This window comes from Diplocloster agilis (assembly GCF_019042275.1).
GTDB lineage: Bacteria > Bacillota > Clostridia > Lachnospirales > Lachnospiraceae > Diplocloster > Diplocloster agilis.
Window position 1 is genome coordinate 1 of record NZ_JAHQCW010000062.1, and the last position, 24,451, is coordinate 24,451.

At 48.7% G+C, this 24,451-nt stretch carries 25 protein-coding genes; 3 read left to right on the forward strand and 22 right to left on the reverse strand.

Features of this window, described 5'->3' with window-relative positions:
• Positions 1 to 289: 289 nt before the first annotated feature.
• From KTH89_RS23330 to KTH89_RS23350, 5 genes are read right to left on the reverse strand one after another with little or no spacing between them, the layout of a single operon-like run.
• Entirely contained in the window at positions 290 to 2,491 is a 2,202-nt protein-coding gene (locus KTH89_RS23330) for a histidine kinase dimerization/phospho-acceptor domain-containing protein (protein WP_238723302.1), read from the reverse strand.
• Positions 2,460 to 3,173 carry a response regulator transcription factor gene (locus KTH89_RS23335; RefSeq protein ID WP_238723319.1) on the reverse strand — a complete coding sequence of 238 codons (714 nt, stop codon included), beginning with the start codon at positions 3,171 to 3,173 and terminating at the stop codon, positions 2,460 to 2,462. Before KTH89_RS23335 ends, KTH89_RS23330 begins: the two co-directional genes overlap by 32 nt.
• Positions 3,174 to 3,223: 50 nt before the next feature.
• A complete protein-coding gene (locus KTH89_RS23340; protein WP_238723303.1) occupies positions 3,224 to 3,946 on the reverse strand; it encodes a lysophospholipid acyltransferase family protein in 723 nt (240 codons plus the stop codon).
• Positions 3,921 to 5,177, reverse strand: coding sequence for a glycosyltransferase (locus tag KTH89_RS23345; protein ID WP_238723304.1), 1,257 nt, complete (start codon positions 5,175 to 5,177; stop codon positions 3,921 to 3,923). The genes KTH89_RS23340 and KTH89_RS23345 overlap by 26 nt, the downstream gene beginning before the upstream one ends.
• A gap of 12 nt (positions 5,178 to 5,189) precedes the next feature.
• Positions 5,190 to 5,699 carry a DedA family protein gene (locus KTH89_RS23350; protein WP_238723305.1) on the reverse strand — a complete coding sequence of 170 codons (510 nt, stop codon included), beginning with the start codon at positions 5,697 to 5,699 and terminating at the stop codon, positions 5,190 to 5,192.
• 1,034 nt (positions 5,700 to 6,733) lie between these two features.
• On the opposite strand from KTH89_RS23350, the gene KTH89_RS23355 reads away from it, so the two are divergent.
• The gene (locus KTH89_RS23355) at positions 6,734 to 7,090 is read left to right on the forward strand and encodes a hypothetical protein (protein WP_238723306.1); all 357 of its coding nucleotides are present in this window, start codon (positions 6,734 to 6,736) and stop codon (positions 7,088 to 7,090) included.
• Positions 7,091 to 7,288: 198 nt separating this feature from the next.
• On the opposite strand, the gene KTH89_RS23360 is transcribed toward KTH89_RS23355, so the two are convergent.
• From KTH89_RS23360 to KTH89_RS23380, 5 genes are all read right to left on the reverse strand, one after another.
• Complete coding sequence (locus tag KTH89_RS23360) at positions 7,289 to 7,489, reverse strand: hypothetical protein (protein WP_238723307.1); 201 nt, start codon at positions 7,487 to 7,489, stop codon at positions 7,289 to 7,291.
• Between the two features lie 626 nt (positions 7,490 to 8,115).
• Positions 8,116 to 8,604, reverse strand: a complete 489-nt coding sequence (locus KTH89_RS23365; RefSeq protein WP_238723308.1) for a GNAT family N-acetyltransferase — start codon at positions 8,602 to 8,604, stop codon at positions 8,116 to 8,118.
• Positions 8,573 to 8,734, reverse strand: a complete 162-nt coding sequence (locus KTH89_RS23370; protein ID WP_158347799.1) for a FeoB-associated Cys-rich membrane protein — start codon at positions 8,732 to 8,734, stop codon at positions 8,573 to 8,575. The genes KTH89_RS23365 and KTH89_RS23370 overlap by 32 nt, the downstream gene beginning before the upstream one ends.
• Positions 8,731 to 9,996 carry an MFS transporter gene (locus KTH89_RS23375; RefSeq protein WP_238723309.1) on the reverse strand — a complete coding sequence of 422 codons (1,266 nt, stop codon included), beginning with the start codon at positions 9,994 to 9,996 and terminating at the stop codon, positions 8,731 to 8,733. The genes KTH89_RS23370 and KTH89_RS23375 overlap by 4 nt, the downstream gene beginning before the upstream one ends.
• An 87-nt stretch (positions 9,997 to 10,083) precedes the next feature.
• On the reverse strand, positions 10,084 to 10,875 hold the full coding sequence (locus KTH89_RS23380; protein ID WP_158347803.1) for a zinc dependent phospholipase C family protein: 792 nt from the start codon (positions 10,873 to 10,875) through the stop codon (positions 10,084 to 10,086).
• A gap of 213 nt (positions 10,876 to 11,088) precedes the next feature.
• On the opposite strand from KTH89_RS23380, the gene KTH89_RS23385 reads away from it, so the two are divergent.
• A complete protein-coding gene (locus KTH89_RS23385) occupies positions 11,089 to 12,375 on the forward strand; it encodes an aminotransferase class I/II-fold pyridoxal phosphate-dependent enzyme (protein WP_238723310.1) in 1,287 nt (428 codons plus the stop codon).
• Between the two features lie 148 nt (positions 12,376 to 12,523).
• Here the strand turns inward: KTH89_RS23385 and KTH89_RS23390 are convergent, their stop codons facing one another.
• The 7 genes from KTH89_RS23390 to KTH89_RS23420 form a co-directional block, all read right to left on the reverse strand.
• Positions 12,524 to 13,036, reverse strand: coding sequence for a cysteine hydrolase family protein (locus KTH89_RS23390; RefSeq protein WP_238723311.1), 513 nt, complete (start codon positions 13,034 to 13,036; stop codon positions 12,524 to 12,526).
• Between the two features lie 11 nt (positions 13,037 to 13,047).
• On the reverse strand, positions 13,048 to 14,055 hold the full coding sequence (locus KTH89_RS23395) for an alpha/beta hydrolase (protein WP_238723313.1): 1,008 nt from the start codon (positions 14,053 to 14,055) through the stop codon (positions 13,048 to 13,050).
• Between the two features lie 70 nt (positions 14,056 to 14,125).
• Positions 14,126 to 15,823 (reverse strand): adenine deaminase, encoded by a 1,698-nt coding sequence (ade, locus tag KTH89_RS23400; RefSeq protein WP_330655108.1) that lies wholly within the window; start codon positions 15,821 to 15,823, stop codon positions 14,126 to 14,128.
• An 87-nt stretch (positions 15,824 to 15,910) separates the two neighbouring features.
• Entirely contained in the window at positions 15,911 to 16,126 is a 216-nt protein-coding gene (locus KTH89_RS23405) for a hypothetical protein (RefSeq protein WP_238723314.1), read from the reverse strand.
• 50 nt (positions 16,127 to 16,176) lie between these two features.
• The gene (locus tag KTH89_RS23410; protein WP_158347817.1) at positions 16,177 to 17,112 is read right to left on the reverse strand and encodes an alpha/beta hydrolase; all 936 of its coding nucleotides are present in this window, start codon (positions 17,110 to 17,112) and stop codon (positions 16,177 to 16,179) included.
• Between the two features lie 29 nt (positions 17,113 to 17,141).
• A complete protein-coding gene (locus KTH89_RS25060; protein WP_158347819.1) occupies positions 17,142 to 18,341 on the reverse strand; it encodes a C40 family peptidase in 1,200 nt (399 codons plus the stop codon).
• A gap of 106 nt (positions 18,342 to 18,447) precedes the next feature.
• On the reverse strand, positions 18,448 to 19,116 hold the full coding sequence (locus KTH89_RS23420; protein WP_158347821.1) for an alpha/beta fold hydrolase: 669 nt from the start codon (positions 19,114 to 19,116) through the stop codon (positions 18,448 to 18,450).
• 252 nt (positions 19,117 to 19,368) lie between these two features.
• On the opposite strand from KTH89_RS23420, the gene KTH89_RS23425 reads away from it, so the two are divergent.
• Positions 19,369 to 20,001 (forward strand): CatB-related O-acetyltransferase, encoded by a 633-nt coding sequence (locus tag KTH89_RS23425; protein ID WP_334300834.1) that lies wholly within the window; start codon positions 19,369 to 19,371, stop codon positions 19,999 to 20,001.
• Positions 20,002 to 20,102: 101 nt separating this feature from the next.
• Here the strand turns inward: KTH89_RS23425 and KTH89_RS23430 are convergent, their stop codons facing one another.
• The 5 genes from KTH89_RS23430 to KTH89_RS23450 form a co-directional block, all read right to left on the reverse strand.
• A complete protein-coding gene (locus KTH89_RS23430) occupies positions 20,103 to 20,702 on the reverse strand; it encodes a VanZ family protein (RefSeq protein ID WP_238723316.1) in 600 nt (199 codons plus the stop codon).
• Positions 20,703 to 20,859: 157 nt separating this feature from the next.
• Positions 20,860 to 21,549 (reverse strand): TlpA family protein disulfide reductase, encoded by a 690-nt coding sequence (locus KTH89_RS23435; RefSeq protein ID WP_238723317.1) that lies wholly within the window; start codon positions 21,547 to 21,549, stop codon positions 20,860 to 20,862.
• A gap of 37 nt (positions 21,550 to 21,586) precedes the next feature.
• A complete protein-coding gene (locus KTH89_RS23440) occupies positions 21,587 to 22,021 on the reverse strand; it encodes an RrF2 family transcriptional regulator (RefSeq protein ID WP_158347827.1) in 435 nt (144 codons plus the stop codon).
• Between the two features lie 11 nt (positions 22,022 to 22,032).
• The gene (locus KTH89_RS23445) at positions 22,033 to 22,446 is read right to left on the reverse strand and encodes a rhodanese-like domain-containing protein (protein ID WP_158347829.1); all 414 of its coding nucleotides are present in this window, start codon (positions 22,444 to 22,446) and stop codon (positions 22,033 to 22,035) included.
• A gap of 123 nt (positions 22,447 to 22,569) precedes the next feature.
• The gene (locus KTH89_RS23450; protein ID WP_238723318.1) at positions 22,570 to 23,955 is read right to left on the reverse strand and encodes a D-alanyl-D-alanine carboxypeptidase family protein; all 1,386 of its coding nucleotides are present in this window, start codon (positions 23,953 to 23,955) and stop codon (positions 22,570 to 22,572) included.
• Positions 23,956 to 24,451 lie beyond the last annotated feature (496 nt).

Here is a 24,451-nt window from a genome sequence, read left to right on the forward strand (position 1 = left end):
GATGACCGGCGGACTTCACGTCCGACGGGCAAGAGCCTCTGAACCGGGAACACATCACGTGTTCCTGGTGAATAGGCTCGGTTCCTGAACCCGGCTTTTTGATTTCACTTAGCGGGAGCCAGCGCAAGCCCTCCGCGCTCCCGGGGAGACACAAAGGAATCCGGCCATCCGGAGCATCCCGGCCCTTAAACAGCGGGCATACCCAAACCCGAGGAAGAACCCCGCGCCCCTGCCCAAGCCGCATTTTAGCGGCTTTGTGGCAGGAACTTAGGAAAGGCTTTCTCCCCTATTACCAGGTCAGCGTAACTTTAAACAGATCCCCGTCGATGTCGATCGTAAAGCTGCCGTTTTGAAGTTCTACAAAGCTCTTAGCGATCGCCAGTCCGAGTCCACTGCCTTCTGTATTTCTGGACAGGTCGCCCCGTACAAAACGTTCCGTGATTTCTTCCGGGTCAAAATTCAGTTCCGTGGCAGAGACATTTTTCATTGTGATCTGTACATGTTCACCGGCTTTTGTCACGTCGATGTATACACGGCTGTTCGGCATTGAATATTTTAAAATGTTGTTGATCAGGTTTTCAAAGACACGATAAGTTTTCTGGGAATCCAGTCCTAAGATCACCTTTTCATCCGGCAGATTCCAGCGGAAATCCAGGGTGGAGGTCTGTATCTTTTCTTCCAGTTCGAATTTTACCTGTTTTAGCAAGTTGACGATGTCTACCTCTATGATATTCAGCGTTACATTTTTGGTCGTGGCTTTGCTGACTTCGAAAAGGTCTTCGATCAGTACCTTCAGCCGCTGGGATTTCTTATCCAGCGTGTTGATGTAGGACTGGCGCTCTTCCGCAGTGATATTTTCATCTTTCAGCAGATCCACATAGGTGATGATGGCGGTCAAAGGGGTCTTCAGGTCGTGAGAGACATTGGTTATCAGCTCCGTTTTCATGTTTTGGCTCTTGACCTCTTCCTCCACCGCTTTTTTGAAGCCCGACTGGATCTTCTGCAGTTCTCCCTTGAAGGGGTTAAATACGCCCAGATCCTCGTTGATCTCTATGTCCAGATTTCCTTCCGCCAGCTGATTCGTAGCCTGAAGCAGCGTCTTGTACTGTTCTCTTAACCTGCTGAAATATTTTCGCAGGGAGACGAACAGGATTACCGAATATACGATAACTCCGAAGATTCCGAAGAACCACATGCAGCAAATGATGGTCACCACTACAAAGTTGATCAGCACAATCTTCCAGATCGTCTTGTTCATGTGTTCCGTCAGATCCACATCGGCCACAAAGGCGAAGAAACGTTTTGTCTGTCTTTTGATAAACGGAAAGATCTTGTAAATAAAGCTGCGTTCTTTGATGTAGCGCCGCAGTCCCAGTGTAAATACCGGCTGCAAAATAGTGACCGACCAGTACCAGAGGGCGAAGGCCGCCGCCCATCCAAGGATATTATAAGCATAAGGTATTCCTTCACTTAAGCCGTATGTGAAACCGGCGTCTAAAAGCGCTGACTGGGCGTAGCCAAGATTCACATCGATCATCATGCTGATCAGCCCGGCATAGGCATTCAATACGATGCAGATACCAATGATACCAAATTCCATGGGTGCCCGGAATATTTTTTCATTTCCCACTCCCAGCTTCTTCATTCGCGGCAGCAGTATCGCGACCGCTCCGATGATCGCCAGGACGATGATCATAAGCCAGCTATAGCCGATATTATTATAGATCGAGTATTGATACCACCACTGATTGCCATTATCCGCCTCTGTCATCATCGGGATCTTAATCGCGTATACGATCTGCATATTTTTCGGAGACGCAAGCTCGATTCCGGATCCGCTGTCCCCATAATAATTGGTATAGGCATTTTCATGCCGTTTCTCCTGGATCTCACGATATGCGCTTTCCCGGTCTATCTCATAACTGCCGATTACCGATATATCCCCGTTTTCATCAAAATCCAGAATCAGATAGCAGTCGTACAGTTCTTTTATTTTTTCAATATCCGCAGTGGCGCCTTTCAGCAGCCGGGACAGATCATTTACCGTATTGGTCTCCGTATTCTGTGATAGTTTGTCAACAGCGTAGTAGTCCACCGTATCCATCAGGCCTACCAAACTACTGCGGTATTCCTCCAGCATCTCATTTATCCTGGACCGGACGGAGGAATATTCTTCCGTGGAACTTCCGTAATAATCCGTTAAATTCGGTACGAACAGATCCACCGCCGTATCGGCGTTTCCCTGTTTTTTCTGCAGATCCAAGTACAATACGTAACTGCTGTTGTAGAGCCGGTCGATATAATCATATCCCACGTATTGCTCTACCGAGGTCGTCACTTCGTAATCTTCACGATGTGTTTCCTGATACCGGTTCGCCTGTGATTTTGCCACCGGATACAGGGCTACGATCGCGATCGCCGGGATCAAGATCGTCAGGACGATCAGTATAATTCCTAATTTATGATTGTTTTTCAATTTTGTATCCAACACCCCACACCACCTTCAAATATTTGGGTTCCTTAGGGTTGATTTCGATTTTTTCACGGATATTACGCACATGGACCATAATGGTATCGGTATTGATTGCCCGTTCATTCCATACGCGTTCATAGATTTCTTCCGCCGAAAACACCCGTCCGGGATTTTTCATTAACAGTTGCAATATTTTAAATTCAATCGGAGTTGTTTTAATCGCCACTCCATCCACGGTAACTTCCACCGTATCCTCATTCAGTTCCAGTCCTCCGATTGTATATACATGCTCACTTGGTTCCTGCTTTTTGCCGCCCAGCGCTTCCAAATATTTGGAATAGCGGCGCAGGTGGGAATTCACACGGGCCAGCAGCTCCAGAGGCGTGAACGGCTTTGTCACATAATCATCCGCTCCCATGTTAAGTCCCATAATCTTATCCACTTCTTCGGACTTCGCGGACAGCATGATCACCGGAAAATCATGTGTCTGACGCAGCTTCATAACCATCGTCACACCGTCCATTCTCGGCATCATAATATCTACAATCGCCAGATGTATCTCGTGATTTTCAATCACTTCCAGTCCTTCCACTCCGTCGGCTGCCTTATATACTTCGTAACCCTGGCTTTTTAAATAGATTTCGATTCCATCGCGGATCTCCTGATCATCTTCCACTACCAATACGTGATATGCGTCCATTTTTTCTTTGACCTCCAGCTGTTCCATTGCGAATTTTGTTTCATTCGCCATTATATCACGCTTTTGACGTTCTGCAAAGAACCGGCTGTACAGACATTTAAGAGGTCTTCCTTTGTATCTGCTTGTGTATTTCCTTCTTCTGCCGTATCTTCTTTCGGAACCAGCCGTTCCCTGACATAGTTCCTGTACTCTTTGAATTCTTTCAAATCCTGTTTTGTTATCATTCCAAAATCATGCAGGGTTACCGTGATACTGGTAAATGGAAGCGGTATCGCGTACTGATCCCAGCGCTTTCTCAGGTGAATCGCCCGGGAAGGTTCGATCCGGACGCCGATAAAATTCTTCTGTCCATTCTCCGCCAGCATAAATGCCAGCTTCTTTGGTTCATACCGGGGTCCAAGCGGTCCATCCAGAGAAACCGCCATAATGGTGTTCGGTTTCCCGCTCTCCCTCATCAGCTCCTTCAAAAAAGGCTTCATTCGGAATCCGTCCGGCATTCTCAAAGCCCCGGCCCCGAACTTTTTGATCTGATGTTCAATATAATCACCCCGTTCATCGGCTGTTACAATAACTTCTATATCCGCCTCCCGTTTCGCAAAATTTTTAAGCGCCAGATTCATTAAAAAACTGTCTCCGTGCCAGAAGCCAACAATATGACCAAAGCTCACACAGTTCTCATTGACAAACCGGATGCGGCAGGTCCGTTCGATCAGCTTCAGATATGAACCAAACAAATGATTTAATATATTATGCTTCATCGTTTGCCATTGCATGACGATACCCCCTTCTCAAATTCCAGACAATTGCATCCTGATATCCTGCCTCGGCCCGGCGGGCAATATTCGTATTCAAATATTCCCATGCCGTCTCCTGCGCTCCCTGGGCGAGCTGGTCATAGAGGACCGGATTCTCAAGCGTCCGGCAGATTTTATCCACCATCTCTTCCCTGCTTTCCGACACCATGTAGCCGTTCCGGCCGTTCTTAACCACATCCACCACGCCGGAAGCTTTTACTGCGATTACGGGAACCTGGGCCGCCATCGCCTCCAACAGCACGATTCCCTGGGTTTCCGATTTGGAAGCAAACAGGAACAAATCGCAGGCCTTACAGTAATACTTGATCTGCTCATTGGGGACATTGCCCAATAAAAGCACCTGATCCATAAGACACAGCTCGCCGATCCGGCTCTGCAGGTGTTCCCGCTCCGGTCCGTCTCCTATCACCAGCAGACGGAACCGGCTGCCAAACCGTTGTTTCAGATCAAACATGGTATCCATCAGGAAATCCAGATTCTTTTCCTTCGCAAGCCTCGCGATCGTGCAGAACACGTAGGGCTTACCAGCGCCCAGCTTATTTCGAAGCTCCCGGCTGACTCTCTCATCACTGTCAAAATAGGACCGGTTAAGCCCCGTGGGCAGAACCTGAATCGGTGTGTCGGTCCCCTGTTCCAGCAGGTAATCCCGCATCATAGGAGTCGGCGCGAAGACCAGATCACATTGGTTGGCGAACCATTTCGTATAACCCGGCATCACCACCTGCGTGCTGTAATAAAACACTTTCTCTTCCATTTTTCTCAGACTTTCGAACCGTTCCTGCCGGTAGCGCTGCATCAGTTTCCCGTAGGGTTTCAGGTAATGCAGATACTGTTCATATCTGGTATGGTAAGTAAACGTTACCGGAATTTTGTACTTTTTCCCGAGATAAAGAGCCGTATAGCCGATGAGCATGGGATGATGCACATGAATCACATCAAACTGCAGCAGCCGGAACTGATCCTCGATCTCACGGTCAAAAATATTGGGAATATACATCCCGCCGTCCATTTTCTTTTTGCAGGACTTATAGCGGATCACATAGGGCTCCTCCTCCTGATTTTCATAAGACGGGGCAAAAATATACACCACGTGTCCCAGTTCTCTTAGGCCCTGCGCCAGCCTTTCAATTGAAATTGGTACTCCTCCGATAAATGGTTTATAATTATTTGTCAACATCGCTATTCTCATTTTTTATCCCCCTTATGATAAAATCTTGAATACCGCGTCACCCATAAGGTAACCGGCGCCTACGAAAAAGAAGTTCCATACAAACACACCCAGCAGCGAAGCCACCGTATATTTCACAAAATCCATTTTTAGCACTCCCGCCGGAATCGAGATCAAGGTCCGGACCATCGGAAGCAGCTTACTGATAAATACCCCGATACTTCCCTTTCGTCTCAACATATCAAAATTTTTATTAATCGCTTCTTCATGCTTCGGAAATTTCTTAAGAAATTTGTTTAAAAAGAACTCTCCTCCCAGTCTTCCCAAGCCATACAGAATCCAGCTGCCAACCAAACCCGCCGCCACGGTCAAAAGAATCGTCATCGCGAAACTGATTCCCCCTCCCTTGGCCCACACACCGGCCAGCGGCATAATAATCCCGGCTGGAAATCCCGGCATATTCATATATTCCAACAGAACGATCACAAAAATGGCTATCGCTCCATACTGCACAAAGTATTGTGTAATCATATCCATTCCCATTCGTATTTCCTCCTCATAATCCAAAACATTCTCTCTCTTTGTGATGTACCTATCATAAAATGAGATTCTAAAATGCACGCATATATAAAACCAAAGATTTTCTTAAGCAATTCTTTAAAAATTTGGAGGAATTTTTTCATAGGGGCCAGGATACTCGGAGCGGAGGGGGCCGGGCGGGACTGGGCTGGGGAACCTGGGGCGGGCTGGGGCTGTGGGCTTGCGCCGGCAGCTGCTAAACGAAAACCGGGCATCGGATACAGGAACCGGGCCTATTCGTCAAGAACGCATGATGCGTTCTCGATTCAGAGGCCCTTGCGTGTCGGCGGTGTACGCCGCCCCGCATCCTGTATCCGATGCCCGGTTTTCGTTAAGCAGCTGCACGGCCGCCCAATGCCCCAGCCCGCCCCAGGTTCCCCAGCCCAGTCCCGCCCGGCCCCCTCCGCTCCGAGTATCCTTACTTTGGTGACAAATATTGCTTTCATATTGTTATGTTAAATCATAATGCGTATTTTCCTGGTCATATGTATGAAGGGCTCTATTGAAAAAATAGCCAATTATGAGTATTTGATTCAATATGGAACGTAGGATTCGGGAATTACCGATATATGATAGAATTTATTATGCTATAATATAGTCAAAAGTTTTCTTTCGATTAATCATATACCTCTTATAACGATTCATTCGCTTCATGTATGACTCTCAGAAATAAGAACAGAGGGAAGTGTTGGGGATGGTTTAATCTAAGTTCTTTACATATTCTGTATTATTACCATTAAACAAATTATCGGAAAGGGATACTGGCGATGAGGCTCATGGCGATAGTGGCTCCCTTATATGTTTACTGGGATGAAAATGGTTGAGTTGCATTCGGTGTACATATAGCTGGATCGTTAAATGACGGATACCATAACTGTGCCGCCCGTATCACAACCGAACTGATTGAAGTAATGTAATGGATCATTATTGAACAAATGTTGTAGATCGGTGACCTTATAAATTAGGTAATAATTACATATTTTATTTGAGGTTATTATATGAAAAAAAGTTTAGTGTACACAATTCTCTTTTTGATAGGATTATGCTTCACTGTTATTACAGTGAAATATATCATTAATTATGTAAATCGTCCTCAAATATCAATTAAGATATGTCGAATTACAGAGTTCGATAGTTCAGGACTTATGGCAGAGGACGTGAATGAGAAAAAATCATTTTACAGTATCGGAAAATTAAATGAATTGGATATTAGAGATGAAGAAAATAAGCAACTAATCTTATCAGAAAGTGATGTAGGACAGTTGATAGAAGTTCATTACTATGGTATTTATGAAACTTATCCTGGAATGTTTGCATCAATAAAAAAAATTGTTCTATTGGACTCAAAGCACTAAATATGGGAGGCTATAAAATGACAAAATGCGCCGTTGTTTATAGACACACAATTAATTTATAAATGAGTAGAGGTGCGGACATTTTTCCGGGCTGGTATTTTAAACCGTCCAGAAAAGTCCGCACCCCCATTCTTATAAATTTGCGATAGAAGTATACTCCCGGTGATACTATTTGTCCTTCGATCCGTACATATTCATTTACTTCTTAGCAAGTTCACTCTCTATAAGGTAATTCGCAATTTCAAATGCCTTTACCCGCCTTTTGGCTAATGTAATTTGTGACTTATATCTCTCTGCCTTTTCTTTTGCTTCCAAAGTATTAATTGTTTCTTTTAATTTGTGCAATGTCGAGTCAATCTGTCTTTTGGCCTCTATCAAATCAACCTTTTGAAATTCCATTCGTCTCCTCCGTAAATCAATCTTTATCGAATCCACTCTCCCCGCCAAAGGCGGACAAACACAGCTTAACTTTTTCCATTTTATTATCATCATACCGAACTGTCAAACAACTCATCTCGTGCCATAATTACATATTACTGTCCATAACCTTTTTTATTCATTCGGGCACTCAACGGCCGGAATTAGTGCAGGGCGCGTGTGAGGCGGCAGTTTCCGGGACGGACAATGGCTGATGGCGGGCTTTTGGGGCCGTGAGGCGGCCGTACTGCCGGGTGGGGAGCGAAGCTTACCCGGGCCGCGGGATATTGGCCGGCTGCGGGGGCATTGGGCGGCCGTGCAGCTGCTTAACGGAAACAGGACATCGGATACAGGATGCGGGGCGGCGTTCACCGCCGACACGCAAGGGCCTCTGAATCGAGAACGCATCATGCGTTCTTGATGAATAGGCCCGGTTCCTGTATCCGATGTCCTGTTTCCGTTTAGCAGCTGCCGGCGCAAGCCCACAGCCCCCGCAGCCGGCCAATATCCCGCGGCCCGGGTAAGCTTCGCTCCCCACCCGGCAGTACGGCCGCCTCACGGCCCCAAAAGCCCGCCATCAGCCATTGCCCGTCCCGGAAACTGCCGCCTCACGCGCGCCCGTCCCCAAATCCCCCACAACAATGCCCGGCAACCTTCAAATCTTTTTTCAAATAAATCATATCCTCGCACAATACTCCGTCCTCGTAGATAGGCTCCGGATAATTCTCTGTAAAAAAACCGGGCAGGGTACGGTCATATGCAAAGCCCAGCTTCTGATAGAAGGGGACTACCTTTTCACTGGTGCCCACGTACATGGTCTCATAGAGAAGCTGGTACATGTAGAAGAGATAAAGCATCATGGCAGTTGCATTTCCCTGATGCCGGTGTTCTTCAGATACCGCCAGATTCTTCAGTTCGCAGGCGGTGTCGGACAGACGGACTACCACGGCTGCACAGATGGTTTTCTCCTGCTCCTTCATCAGATACAGGTCCCCTTCTTCCAGGTAACGGTCGATCATGCTCTCATCGGGATCTGCCAGTAAAAGCAGGGACAGATTGTCTTTTTTATTTTTTTCGGCTTTTGTAATGTGTATCATTTTGTTTTGCGCAGCCGCTGCATCCGCTGCAGTTGCCGCAGCATCCTCCATTCTTATGATTTTTATAAATTTTGATTGAGGCCAGGATCACTGCTGCTATGAGGATCGCGCCTATGATGATATCGGTCATATGGATTTCCTTTCTGACAAGGACCGGCTGTTGACCTGATCCGCTTTGCGGAATAGGAGGAAACCGGCCGCGAACATAAATACCAGAAGAAAGACTCCCGTTTTCGAACTGCCTGAGATTTGGGTGGAGACTCCCATCAGCATGGTGCCGATAAAGGCGGCGCCTTTACCGAAAATGTCGTAGAGGCCGAAATACTCGCCGGCCTGTTCTTCCGGTATAATTTTTGCAAAGTAGGACCGGGACAGTGCCTGGATAGCTCCCTGGAAGACCGCTACGCAGACCGCGAGGAACCAGAATTCCCAGGCTTTATCTAACTGAAGGGCGAAGACCGCGATTCCCGTGTAACCGATGATGCTTATTTTTATAAGGGAAGTGGTCCTGTATTTCTTGGAGAGCTTTCCAAATAAGATGGAACAGGGGAATGCGACGATCTGGGTCAGCAGCAATGCCAGCAGCAAGCTGTTATCCCCGATGCCCACGTCTTTGCCGTAGGAGGTAGCCATCTCAATGATGGTATAGACACCGTCAATGTAAAACAGGAAGGCCAGAAGGAAGAGAAAGATCCCCTTTTCCTTCCGGATGTTTTTCAACATTTTGATAATCCGCACAAAGCTTTCTTTAAACGGATGGCTCTGTACTTCCACAAAGTATTTCTGTCTATAGTTTTTTAACAGCGGAATGGTGATCCCAAACCACCAAACGGCGTTTAATAAGAAGGCGATCATCGTAGCGGTGGTAGCCGAGATACCGATGGGCTCCGCAAACAACACAAAGAGCAGACTGATGGTAAACGGAATACAGCTGCCGATATAGCCCCAGGCGTATCCCTGGGAGGAAACTTCGTCCATCCGCTCCTTTGTCGTGATATCGGTCAGCATGGAGTCATAGAAGATCAGGCTAGAATTATATCCCACCTTGGCCACCACAAATATTCCCAGAAAAGCCAGCCAGGGTACCGGCAGCGCCAGAGCCGCGCAGCCCAGCACTCCGATTACAAGGAACAGGGTAAACAATGGTTTTTTATATCCCTTCGTATCCGATATCGCCCCCAGGATCGGCCCCAACAGCGCTACGATCAGGGTTGATATCGAAGTGGCATATCCAAAATAAGCGGTGGAGTGTGCCAGCGATACCCCCTCCGCGAGGGCGATATTTTTATAATAGATTGGAATGATCGTTGTAACCAGCATGATAAATGCGGAATTCCCCACATCATACAAAATCCATTGTTTTTCCATTCTAGTCAATGTTTGTTTCTCCACTTATCTTCCTCCTCCTGCTCACCGCTGTAGCTACTCATCTCTTTTCCTACGCATCTTTGCGTCTCTTCCCTGTCCTTCTATGTTTCCTTATTCAAAATTTCTTTCGAACCTTTTTGCCAGCGGTTCCTTCGTTATGACACCGTCCATATAGTCCCTGATCAGCCGCGCCGTATTGCCGACAGCATCCTGATACAGGCGGTAAAACAGGCTGACGGCCTGTTCCGCTCTCGGATCGGCGGCGGTTCCCATCATCAGGCCGCCAAATTTGTGGTATACCCCGGTGCATTTCATGCCCGTTTCCAGTGCAAACCGTTTTCCCTTATGTTCCGCAACCAAAAAGTTTTTATACCATTTCAGCGCTTTCAATGATTTATGTACTTTTTCCTGCGCAACTCCCGGATAAAACGACGCTACTACCGCCGCACAAGACGGGCCCGGATTCATAAATCCGGCGGGGTAATAGGATACCGGGTCCAATCCGTCCCGCAGCATCAGCATACGGTCCAGTTCCCCCTCAAGCCCCGCATGGGACAGGCCGGTGTGACCGATCTGTTCCTCCACCGAGCCGTGACAGCTGCTGTCCAGCATAAAGTGGCATAAAAGTCCCATCGCATAAGCGCCGTAAGCACTGTCAATCCCTTTCTCCCGCACTATGTCCCGCGCCGGCTCAAACAGCAGGCGGGCCGCCTCATGGTGAATTCTTTCCCCTTCGTCCTTCACCTTGTTTTTCGTAAAAGGATAATAAAAAAATAAAAAATCCGGTCCCTGGGCTCCAATCATATATTCATTCTCAAAAGTATCTGCTGTCTTCCGATAAGGCGGCCGAAGCCGCTCACGAACCTCCTTTGCAAAAGCGTGATGTGTATACATCGCAGGCATAAACTGTCCTCCTGAATCGGTTCCTACATATTATTATATAGGGTTTCCCCCGGTTTGGAAATTAAATTCTTGTAAATTATTCGTTTTCCATCTGATTTTCTCTTCTATGACTTAACAGGATTCCGTATACTTTTTATAATTCACCGTTGTGCTGGATTAAATTCTGGGGTATAATGTGAAATTAAGAGTAAAAAAGGAAGGATGCGCTATATTATGAAAAGTTATCAGGAAATGAGCAACGATGATTTATTGGCTTTAAAAGCCGAATTAGAAGCACAATATAAAGCTTTCCAGGGTAAAGGGCTGAAACTGGATATGTCCCGCGGAAAACCTTCGGCGGAGCAGTTGGATCTCTCTATGGGAATGATGGACGTTCTGAACAGCTCAACCAATTTAAAATGTGAGGCCGGGATCGACTGCAGAAATTACGGAGTTATCGATGGTATCCAGGAAGCCAAAGAGCTCCTCGCATCCATGATCGAAGTTCCCGCTGATAAAATTATTATTTTCGGTAATTCCAGCCTGAACGTTATGTTTGATATGGTCAGCCATGCCATGACCCACGGTGTCCTCGGCAGCACTCCCTGGGCGAAGCTGGATAAGGTGAAATTCCTCTGTCCGGTTCCCGGTTATGACCGTCACTTTAAAATCACGGAATATTTTGGTATAGAAATGATCAACATCCCCATGCTCCCTACCGGCCCGGATATGGATCTTATTGAGAAGCTGGCCGGCGAAGATGACGCGATCAAGGGAATCTGGTGCGTGCCGAAATACTCCAACCCTCAGGGCATCACCTATTCAGATGAGACGGTGCGCCGTTTTGCCCGCTTAAAACCCGCCGCGAAGGATTTCAGGATCTTCTGGGACAATGCCTACAGTGTACATCACCTTTACGATGACGATCAGGACGTCCTGATCGAGCTGGTGACCGAGTGCGAGAAGGCCGGTAATCCGGATCTCGTTTATAAATTCACCTCCACTTCCAAAATTAGTTTCCCCGGTTCCGGAGTCGCCGCCATCGCCGCTTCCGATGCGAACTTAAAGGAGATCCGGGAACACATGACCGTACAGACCATCGGTCACGACAAGTTAAATGAACTTCGCCATGTGCGCTATTTCAAGAACCTAAACGGCATTACCGAGCATATGAAAAAACATGCGGCCAGCATGCGGCCAAAATTCGAGGCTGTGGTGGATACTTTTGACAAGGAATTGAGCGGACTGGGCATCGGCGAATGGATTCGTCCGAAGGGCGGATATTTCATCTCCTTTGACTCCATGGAAGGCTGCGCGAAAGCAATTGTCCAAAAAGCCAAAGAAGCAGGAGTGGTTATGACCCCCGCAGGGGCAACCTACCCTTATGGAAAGGACCCTAAGGACAGCAATATCCGTATCGCTCCTTCTTTCCCGACTACAGAAGAGCTGGCGCTGGCTACGGAGCTGTTTGTCCTCTGTGTGAAGCTGGTTTCCATCGATAAGATTCTGGAAAGCAGATAGGGCTGTGCTCCCGCTTAATGGAATCAGAAAGCCGGGTTCAGGATGACCGGCGGACTTCACGTCCGACGGGCAAGAGCCTCTGAACTGGGAACACTTCACGTGTTCCTGGTTCAGAGGCTCGGTTCCTGAACCCGGCTTTTCGGCTTCTTTATCGAATCTCGATCTGACACATCTTCATAGCTTCTAGGGCATTCTGATGGGATTCAGGCGTTACTCCCGCACAGCACTTCGAGTCAACCGTAATCCGGCTCTCGGGAAGATACGCCTTCAGGAGCAGCGCATTGGAAATCACACATATGTCCGTGCACAGTCCGATCAGCTCGATCTGTTCATACTCCCCTCCCGCCGCATATTCGGCCAGGGTGACACTTCCGAAGGTGGGTTTCTCAAAAACTACCGATGCGTAGGGCAAAAGCTCTTCGGACAGTTCAAAACCCACGCTCCCTTTGATACAGTGGGGTACCGGAAGTTTTCTTCCTTCCTGGGTATTCCGATAATCCGGTGTATGAGTATCCATGGTAAATACAATATCATCGCCCGCCTTGTGATACTGCCGTATCTTCTCAAGTACCCCGGGAACGATAGCCTGGGCCTCAGGCGTCCCCAGGGCCCCGTCGATGAAATCCTTTTGCATATCTATCACAGCCAATAATTTTTTCATAACGTGTCCCTCTAGCTTTCTGTGTAAGGTATCGCTTTTAACGCGGCGTTTAACTGTTCCATCTGTTCTTGGGACAAACGGTACTGCTCCGCTATCTCGCGGTTAATCTGCGTGACCGTCAGAGGCGCCGCCTGATCCATCATATCCGGATCGGCCAGAGCCGGGGCTACCTGGAGCAGCAGCTCTTTTACCGACGGATTGCCGATCATGCTTTCCACGGTTACATTCACGCTGTATTCTTTCATGTCGCTGGCCCTTCTTCTGGACTTGGAATGTTCCGAAGGGAAGTCCCCCCACAGATTGTGGAGCCAGCAGACGCTTAAGTCAAACCACTTGGCGGCGTCTTCCTCCACATTCTGTTTGAAACCGGCGGATGTAAGCGGCTTCGCAAGCGCCAGCCCATGGCAGCCCTTCTGGAAGATATGGCACTCGAAAGGGATTCTGTTGCGGTTCAGCGCGTCCAGGAAGCGGACGGAATTGCTGATCGGCACCACGTCGTCCTCATACGTGGAAAATAAAAAGACGGGCGGGGTTTTATCATCCACTTTATCCGGCAGCCCCGGCACCGGAAATACCAGAATCTTCCCCAAGCTGTCCAGGGTACAGGGGTACCCCAGTATTAAGGCGGCCGGCCGGATCGACCCCATGGTTCCAAGCGCGGCGGCCAGATGTCCACCGGCCGAGAAGCCAACTGCCGCGATCCGTTTCTCATCCACTTTCCATTCTTCCGCATGGGATATGATTACCTGCATGGCCTCCTGTGCGTCCTCCAGCGGCTGGGGCCAGTGATGTTCCTTTCCCACCGAATAGCGAAGGACAAAGGCATGATAGCCCTGGGCCGCGTAGGCCAGCGCCACCGGCTCCGCTTCGCGGGCCGACAGAAACATATAAGCTCCCCCCGGAATAACCAGGATTCCGGGCCTCCGTTCGATATTTGCCAATTCGGAGTGAACCTCCGGCATATAGGCCGTCAGGGAGGCTCCCGGATTAGTCGTCAGTTTGATTTCCTGTATGTTCATGCTGTTTCTTCCTCTTTTCTTCCTTACATTCAATTCTTTCTTACATTCAATTTTCCATCCGGCCGCCTGTTTATTTGACAAAGGAAAAGGCGGTCACATCGAACAGGCCTCTTGGAGTGACACGGATCTCCGGGATAACCGGCAGCGCGATAAAGGACAGCGTGACAAACGGTTCCACTCCCTTGGGCACTCCCATTTCATGCGCAGTCTTTGTCATCCGCTGTAAAAGTTCATTGACCTGTTCAAAACCGTCGTCGCTCATTAAGCCCATGATCGGCAGCGGAAGTGTATCCAGCACCTTTCCCCGGGATACGATGGTATATCCGCCTTGCACCCGCTCCAATTCCCTGACAGCCAGCAGCATATCCTCATCGTTATCCCCGATCACAGATATATTATGAGAATCATGAGAGACAGAGGAGGCGATGGCTCCATCCCGGATGCCAAATCCTATCACCGCGCCTATTCCGATCTTGCCGGTGGCATGGTGGCGTTCCAGAACAGCCAGTTTATTGTACTCCGCATTTTGTTTAAAACATCCTTCCTCACAGGGCAGGTTTCCATAGAATTTCTTCGTCACGATCTGGCCCGGTAGCAGCTGAACCGCCGCATGGGGCGCCTCACCCGGCCGGTACGTAAGATCTTCCGGCCGGATTTCTTTTAGATGGACGGTATTCTTAAGCGGATGTTCAGCAGCCAGCGCCTGTTTTTCTATTTTATATTCTCTGACCGGCGCTCCTTTATAGTATACATCCGTAATCTTTAGTTCCTCCAGATCCTGAAGAATCACCAGATCGGCCTGATAGCCAGGCGCCACCGCGCCCAGATGATCCAGTTTATAACACCTGGCCGCCTGAATGGTAGCCATCCGGATCGCCTGAACGGGCGGAATGCCTAAGGCTACCGCTTTTTTGATACAGTAACTGATATGGCCTTCTCTTCGGATATCTTCTATATGTTTATCGTCCGTACAGAAAGAAAATCCTTCCGTGGAAACCTTATTTTCCACGATCCCTTTTACCAGGGCTTCCAGATTTCTTGCCGCGCTGCCTTCCCGGATATGCACATGCATTCCAAGCCTGCGCTCCCGCATGGCGTATTCGTAATCCACGCATTCATGATCGGTCTGGATTCCCGCCAGCGCGTAGGTGTTCAGATCTTTCTCCGAAAGCCCCGGCGCGTGGCCGTCTATGGTTTTATGGCGGAACAGATTCAGCTTTTCCACCATATCGGGAGCGCCGTTCACCACCGAGACATAATCCATCACCTCTCCCAGCCCCAGTATCCTGGGATTATCCAGGTACTCCTTCATATCCTCCGCCCGGAACACGCACCCGTTGTCTTCAAACGCCGTGGCCGGTACGCAGGAAGGCATCATCACATACACGTTAGCCGGCACATGGGCCGTCGTATGCAGTATATAGTCAATTCCGTCTTTTCCTTTTACATTGGCCGCTTCATGCGGATCTACCACATAGGTCGTCGTCCCCCAGGCCACCGCGTTCTCGATCAGTTCCGGCGGCGTCACCATCGTGGATTCCAGATGCAGATGCGCGTCGATAAATCCGGGCGCCACATACCGGCCCTCCAGATCGATCTCTTTTTCCCCCTCATACGTCCCGATACCTGCGATATATCCATCCTCCACCGCAATATCCCCGGACAGGATTTCGCCGGTAAATACATTGATGATCTTTCCGTTTTTCAGTACCAGTGCGCTTTTTTTACTCCCCATAGCCGATTCCAGCAGACTTTCATAATTTTTCACAGGTAAGCCCCCTTTCTTTATAAGCACATTGTAATTCATTTTTCTGATCTTATCCAGTAGTTTGCGGACATTTTGCGGATCTCCCCGTTATTCCCGGACGGTCGGCATTCCTCCCCGCTCTTCTTTTCCGGTATTCCACAGTGTGTTAAAATCCGCGGTCCTGCGTTCTCCATAGGTGGCGCAGACGATTCGGAGGTTGGTCCCGGTCGGTTCATAACCGGTCAAAATAAACCAGTGCCAATTGATGTCCGCAAATGCCCGGTTTTCCGGATTGCTGATAAAATACACGAAAGGACGGCTCACCGCCGCCCTTCCGGAATTTAATTCTGGTTTCCTGCTATAGGATATGTGCTCTACCGCTGAATATTTCCGATCCATTCTTCCAACTTTTCGAGTACATCCTGATAGACCGTTTCTTTACATTTCTCATTCAAAATCTCATGGCGCAGGCCCTCGTAAAGCTTATAAGTGACATTCTGATAGCCAACCTGCTTCATCAGTCCCACCGCTTCGAGAAACCGCTCCCTGCTTGTCAGACACGGATCCTGATCTCCTGATAAAAACCATACCGGAAGACCCGGACGCTCTACTTTCCACCCCTTCGGATCATACACCGCCAGCATAATGTCCAAAAGGCTCTCAAAGCCGTTCAAGGTGAAAATAAATCCGCAGAGTTCATCCGCATCATAAGCCTTTACATTTTCCTCATTGAGGCTAATCCAGGCAAATTCAGAATCGGCCGGTTGAAAAGGCGCATTGAACGCGCCGAACATCATGTGGTTCATCTTCGGGCTCCGGTGACGTTCTCCTTTAAACTTCGCCATGGCGCGCACCAGGACCCTGCCCATCTTCGCTGCCGGATTATAGCTCGGGCAGCCGCAGACCATCAGGCCGTCCAGCTCCCGGTCATATTTTTTTGTATAGGCTCTGACCGCCAGGGAACCCATGCTGTGTCCGAAGAGGAAAAACGGAAGATCCGGATACCTCTCCTTCACCCACAAGGTCAGCTGATGCAGGTCCTCCACCAGCGCTTCCCCGCCGTTCTCATAAAAATATCCCAGGTCGTCCTTCTTCCGGACACTCTTGCCGTGGCCTCTATGGTCGTGGATCAGCACGACAAATCCATGCCCGCACAGAAATCTGATAAAATCCTCATAGCGCTCTTTATGTTCGCTCATTCCGTGAGCGATCTGCACAATCCCTCTTGCTTCCCCTTCCGGACCGGCCAGCCATACGCTCAAAGGTAACTGATCCTGTCCGGACCGTATCGTTGTTTCATTCAACTGCATACCGCCACTTCCTATTCAAGGATTTATTCTCAGACATATCTCCTGACAGAGATAATGGTCTTATAGGTCGCACTGCTGATCTTGATGCCGCTGGACGGCGTACTGGCGTGTACGATCTGGCCGCCGCCTATGTAGATTCCCACATGCCCTCCGTAATACAGCACGTCCCCCGCCTGGATATCGTCGAAGGACACTGCCCTTCCGCCTGAACCCTGCGCTCCTGAGGTACGGGGCACCGAAATACCGAAGTTATTATATACCGCCCAGATAAATCCGGAGCAGTCCGCCCCGTTTGTCAGGCTTGTCCCGCCCAGCACATAGGGGCGGCCAACGAACTGTAATGCAAAGTTTGCGATCTGGCTTCCCATTCCGCTTCCGGATGCGGAAGGCTTGGAACCACCGCCGGAACCTGAACTGCCTCCGGAACCTGAGCCGCCGCCCGTTCCCTGGCCCGCGTTATTGTTCTGCTGGGCGGCGGCTGCCGCCGCTGCCTCCTGCCGTTTTCGTTCTTCTTCTATCTTCTTTAGCTGATCATTCTGCTGTTGAATCAGGCTTTGATACTCTTTCGCCTTCGCCTTGGCGTCGGAGAGCTGCGCCTCATAATTGCCGGCCGTCGCCTTCTTTTTATCCAGCATCCCCTGCAGTTCCGCCTGCTGGTTCTGATAGTCCTGCTGCATCTGCTCCAGCTCTTCTTTTTCGTCCTGCAGCTGCTCGCCCAGGCGTTTTACTTCCTCGGTGATCGCTTTGTACTCTTCTAACTTCTGGCGGTCGTAATCATACATCTGATTTACATAATCCGCTCTATTCAGCATATTGGAAATACTGTCTGCCTGGAGCAGTACCTCCAGCATCATCGTATCTCCCTGCTCATACATATATTTGATCCGCTGTTTCATCGCCTCGTACTGGCGGTTCTGTTCTTCAACCGCGTTTTCATAATCGATCTGGGCCTGTTCGATCTGCGCTTCTTTTTCCGCCAGATCATTTTCCAGGATGCCCAGCTCTGCCAGTACCTGTACCAGCTGCGAGTCCAGCGCATTGATTTCCGATTGTAATTTTTTCTTTTTATTTTCCAGATCACTGATGTTCTTATTCGTTTCATCCAGCTTGCTCTGGGTCTGCTGCTTTTGCTGTTTCACCTGAGCTGAATTTGTCGCGTTCACCGGCATTACCGCCAGCGCGCACATAACTATAACCAATCCCAGCCCGATCATTCTGTTTTTTTTCACCGGCCGCTCCTCCCTTGTGGATTTCCTATTTTTTTATTATAACTGGTTTACCATAATTTGTACAGTTTTCCTGACAAATTTCGAAATACTTTTTTCACTTTTTTTGTCAAAAATTCAGTTTTTGCAGAAACGGAAGTATGATCCGGTATAATTTTACCGAATGAATCACATAGCTTCCATGATTTTCCCCTTTTATGATCTTCAAAGTTCCCCGGTTCATATGCGCCGCGATCCGTTTGGTATGCTGCAGCCGGATCACATCATTTTCCCCGGCTGTTAAAAACACCGGTATCTGAATCCGCAAAAGCTCCGGGCCCGGAATATGCGGTTCCCTCAGCATCATCCCGATCAGCTTATCTCCGGTAAACGCATACACCAATCGATACCAGATCCGATACCTTGCCTTTAACCCATCCGGCGTTATATTCGCCCCGCAGGAGATCAGTCCCGCCAACAGCGACGGATAATGTATGGCAATGAGAATCCCTGTGATGGCCCCGTCGCTGAATCCGCAGATCACCGGATTTTTTATCCCCAGCTTACGGATAAAACACACCACATCCTTTGCCATCAGGGAATAGCTCAGATGCTCCGACGCGGAACTCTCCCCGTGAGCGCGGCTGTCCAACGCGTATACCGTATAATCGGAAGCCAGTTGATCTATTGTTTCCCGGAAGATTGTATGATCCTCCCCGTTGCCATGCAGAAAAATGACCGGACTGCCTGTCCCTGACTTTTCATACGCCAGCTCTATTCCGTTCACTTTTATTTTCATATGTATCACTCCTCTATACCCGACCCCTTCACTGTACCGTAAATAAAATAGACCGTCAATATTTGCCGGTTTATTTTTAAATGGGATTTATTTCCATGGGCAGAATACATTCGCCATATTAATTTCTGACCGGCTGTGTTATAATGAGAGTGCTCTGAAGTTAGAGAAGAAGGGGTGTTTTTATGAAGCGGTGCATTGCTTTTACTGGGATAGTCTGAATCATATTAAAAAAAGAAGGAGTTTAAAATGACTATTCCAGATAGTAATAAAATATATCCACGGGTCGGAGATACCCAGATCGTCTACCTGAAAAATGTGATTGGGCATGCGAATATCGAAGTAGGCGATTTTACGATTTATAATGATTTCGTCCGGGACCCGAGGGATTTTCAGAAGAATAACGTACTGTATCACTATCCCATTAACAAAGACAGGCTTAAGATTGGTAAGTTTTGTTCCATCGCCTGCGGCGCAAAATTTTTAATGAACAGCGCAAACCACACGCTGGGCTCTTTATCCACCTATACGTTTCCGCTTTTTTATGATGAATGGGCGCACGGAATGGGGCCTGAGGCGGCCTGGGATAATAAAGGGGATATTACCATCGGCAACGATGTCTGGATCGGCTACGAGGCCGTGATCCTGGCAGGCGTTACCGTCGGGGACGGCGCTATTATCGGAACCCGCGCAGTCGTCACGAAGGATGTTCCTCCTTATACGATTGTGGGAGGCGTTCCTGCGAAACCGATCCGGCTTCGGTTTTCACAGGACAAGATTGACCGGCTGCTTGCTTTGAAATGGTGGGACTGGCCCTCTGAAAAAATATCTGATGGTATAACGTTTATTCAGGCAGGGGATCTGGATGCCTTAGAACATCTGCGGTAAGCTGTTCAGGTGATACGCGCAAACCGGCCGGGCGGCTATGGGGCAGCGAATGTGTATTTTCCGCATTCGCATGTCCATAGCCGCCCGGCCGGTTTCTTGCTCTACATATTCAGATACAAATTCCTCTCATAGAATCCCACCGCTATGATTCCAATATAGGCCGCCGCAAAATAAATCCACGGTTCCAGCCTGTTGATTGCTCTTTCCCATCTTTTGCCCGGAACGATACGAAAGCAGAAGCAAAATCTTTTCCACAGAAAGCCCGCTATTCGATAAGCTCCATATCCGGCCAGGGCACCAAGAGAATTCAATAATACATCATCCACATCCGTCCCGCGGATTAGAAACAGCTGTGTACACTCGATCAGTACCGACAGGCCCGCGCCTACGGCCAAAGTCTTCCACCACGCCGCGTACCTTTCCCACAACAGCGGCAGTAAAAAGCCCAGCGGACAGAACAACAGGACATTGCCGATGATATTGATCAGCGCAAACTTGATCCCTTCGCCCCCGTCCGCTGTCAGAATAAGATCCAGGATTCCCCAAAACGGTATCACATTTATCTCGTCTAACCGGATATCCGTATGGAATCCGCTGAGCGGAGAGATTCCCGTTATTTTAAATATGATGTACACACATAGAAAGAAGCAGATACTTCCAATTCCGTGTAATAAAATAGTTCTTTTCCTGTCCTGCTGCATTTGCCGTACCCCCATTTATGATATCCTTATGCGCGCTTAGCGCCTGTTTAAGAATATCATACATGTACGGGCTTAGGATATCTTTAATGATATATGAAGATTCCCTTAATTTTACGGACAGTTTCTTTCCGCGTAATCCTTATATTTCTTTTCTGCTTTACTTAAGCATCGCCAGCCGCTCGTCAATAATAGAAGCCCAGACTTCCTTATTTTTAGAACCCACTACCGGTTCGCCCACCTGATTTCCATCCTTATCAAAGAAAAAGGTGGTCGGCACGCCCACGATATCCATGAGGCCCGCCTGCAGAAGATCTGCGGAGGGAATCAGATGCAGATAGTTGGCGCCGGTTTTTTCCGCTATTTCCTTGGCCAGATCCACCTGTTCCTGATAGATGCTCATATCCTGGTTCAGCGTATCAAAGGCTACCCCAATAATCTGCACGTTTTTATCTTTATAATCGGTTGACAGTTCACCCAGCTCCGGCATTTCACGGATGCAGGGATCACAGAAAGTCGCCCAGACATTCATCATGGTCAGATCCGCGCCGGCAAATATCTCCTGGGTCACTTCATTTCCATCCAGATCGGTCGTGGTAAAATTCTGAAAACTGGCCGTCTGTGCGTCATTCTCAGATTCTCCTGCCGCGTCGGTTCCGGGGGTTACCTCTGCCTGCGCTTTCTCCTCCGGTGCCGCTGTCTGCTGATCCTGTGAGGGTGCTGCCGTTGGTTCCTGTGAGCCGGCTGCCGACGGCGTCTTGCTGTCCGCCGTCTCCTTTGTACTGCCGCATGCAGCCAGTGCCAATACCAGTAAGAGTCCTAAGGTTGTCATAATTATTTTTTTCTTCATTTACTCTTCCTTTCCGCAGGAACCATATCCGTTCCTGTCAGCCCGAGGCTTTTTGTTTTTTTCTCTTTTGCAATTCCTCGTCGATGATTGCTATGGTGATTTTTTTCAGGGATTCCATACAATTCTGATTCAATGTCTGGTAAATATCATCCATCACGCCCGCCATTCCGGACGCAATCATACACTCCACATCCGGGTCGCCGGACCGGTAAGATGAATCTACCGCCTTGATCTCCAGGGCTTCACAGATATCCGCCAGGTTTACCCTGTTCGGATCCTGATCAAAATAATACCCGCCGTCGATGCCTTCCTTGGTAAGCACCAGATTTTTTTTCTTAAGCTTCGCCAGAACTTTACGCACTCTTGCAGGATTTGTGCATACATTTTTTGCCAGTACCTCGCTGGATACCGTCTCTTTCATGTGATTTAAAAAAACAAGTGAATGCACTGCCACCGCAAATTCTCCCGTCATATCGATTCCTCCTAGTTTTCACTGACTGTATCATAAGGCCAGTCCACGATTCCACCAATATCATAAACCGCCGTGTAGCCAATGTCCACTAATTTTTCTGCGGATGCTTTACTTCTCACCCCGGTTCTGCAATAAACCAGAATGGGCTGATCCAGATCCGGGAGCTGTTCGGGCTGCTCATCCGCGATGGTATCTAACGGTATCAGGACTGCGCCCTCCAAGTGTTTCTCATCATATTCCTCCTGCCTTCTGACGTCCACAACCACCAGATCATCCTGGGTATCCATCATCTCTTTTGCCTCTTCCGGCGTTAATTTCTGATAACTGATCTTATCCGTCTTCTCCTGACTATCCTGCTGTTTTGAACAGCCATATATGGAGAATGCCGACAGAAACAAGAATCCAATGATCCATATTTTCTTCATATGCGTCCCTCATCCTCTTTCATCTTGTAACTGTAATTATGACAGTTACAAATAAATTTGTCAAGTACTATTTATTTTCGATTTGGACATGTCCCAAACCGAAATGGACATGTCCCCTTTTGACTACCGTCTGTATTTTCTGCGTTTCTGCCTCCGGCGCTTCTCTCGGAGAATGCGCACCCGGATCAACGCCGCCGCAAATAAAACCGCGGCTATTCCCAGTATCACGCCGATCACGATAAAAAATGTGCGCAGCGGGTGAGACTTTTTCTCCTCCCGGGCTTCTTTTTTATCAGAATCCTTACCCTCTGTTCCGCTTGCCGATACTCCGCTGTTTGCGGACGCATTCACCGGAAAAATATCAGATGCTTCCGTCACATCCACCACGACTTTCGCAGAACCGATCGGATACCCTCCATAGTAATATTTAACCGTACCCGCGTCCTCTCCATTGCCCGACAGCTGGTATTCTGATGTGGCATTAGCGAAATCTGCGGACTTGGGCAGCACCACATAGTCGGAGGGATTCAGTTTCAGAAACGGCGCTGCGTCCATGAACTGATCCGGAAAAAGGCCTGGTTCCTGTCCAGCCTGATAGCGGGTATCCACATCAGCCACATTAACCCTTTGAAACTGGTCAAAACCATAATCCAGCAGCGCTTGTGTATCCAGAAACTGATTCGGACTGGTTTCATTCAAGGTGACACAAATCAGTTCGATTCCGTTGCGTTTGGCAAACGTAACCAGGGTCTGGTTCGCCCGCAGCGTATAACCGGTCTTGCCTCCAATACAGCCGGGATACTCATAAGCCCCGCCCGGCAGCATCTTGTGGTGATTCTTCATATACCTGGGTTCCTCGCAATACGCATCCGGTTCTATCGTGTAACGTACCGTCCGCACAATCTTACGGAACTCTTCATTTTTCAGCGCTTCCCTGGAGATCAGCGCCATATCATAAGCGGTCGTATAGTGATCGTCGTTATGCAGCCCATTGGCATTGACAAAATGAGTATCCAGACAGCCCAACTCCCGGGCCCTTTGATTCATCATCTCCGCAAAGGAAGGCAGATCTCCCGCCACATGCTCCGCAATGCCATATGCCGCTTCATTTCCCGAATTCAGCATCATGCCGTACATGGTCTTTTCCATGGAAAGCTGATCTCCCTCGTCGATATCGCCGATAATCGAACAGCCCGGATCAATATCATACACCGAATTGTGTGAAAAAGTAATCATCTCATCCATGGAACAGTTTTCCAAAGCAAGGAGCGCCGTCATAATCTTAGTAATACTGGCCGGATAATGCCGCTCATAACTGTTCTTCTCATACAAAACCGTCCCGGTACCGGCCTCCATAAGAATCGCGGCGTCTCCCATGATCTGCGGAGCCTCAGGCCAGTCATCCGGAATCCCCGCCCCCTCCTCTGCCAGAGCCATACCCGCAGTATTTAATAAAATGCCAAACGCCAGAATCCCTGACATCAGCACTTTGCATGTTTTATGTATCATAATAATCCTTTCCCTGATGATACCTAACAGCAGCCCCTCATACATCCCCGCTTTCCACTGTCTTTCTCGATCTATGTATATTTACACACTTCTTATCATTCGCATTTCAAATCCTCAGCAGGTTTATGTAACCCGCCAAACTTTAGACAAATTTTATTATATTACAAATCCTTCCAGTCAACAAGAGAAACTAATCCTAAAATATCATCACAAACTGACAATTTCTGCCAGTCCTCCCATCTCTGCCGGCCAGAGGGGTTCTTCGCCGGGTTTGGGTAAGCCCGCTGCTTCCGTCCGGGGGCCGCGGCCGGTATCCGGGGAGAACTCCCAGGAAGGGGAATTCCGGGCGGCCGGGCTCTTTGGTGTCTCCCCGGGAGCGCATAGGGCGGCTGCGCGCCCGCTTAGTGGAATCGAAAAGCCGGGTTCAGGATGCACGGCGGACTTCACGTCCGACGGGCAAGAGCCTCTGAACCGGGAACACATCACGTGTTCCTGG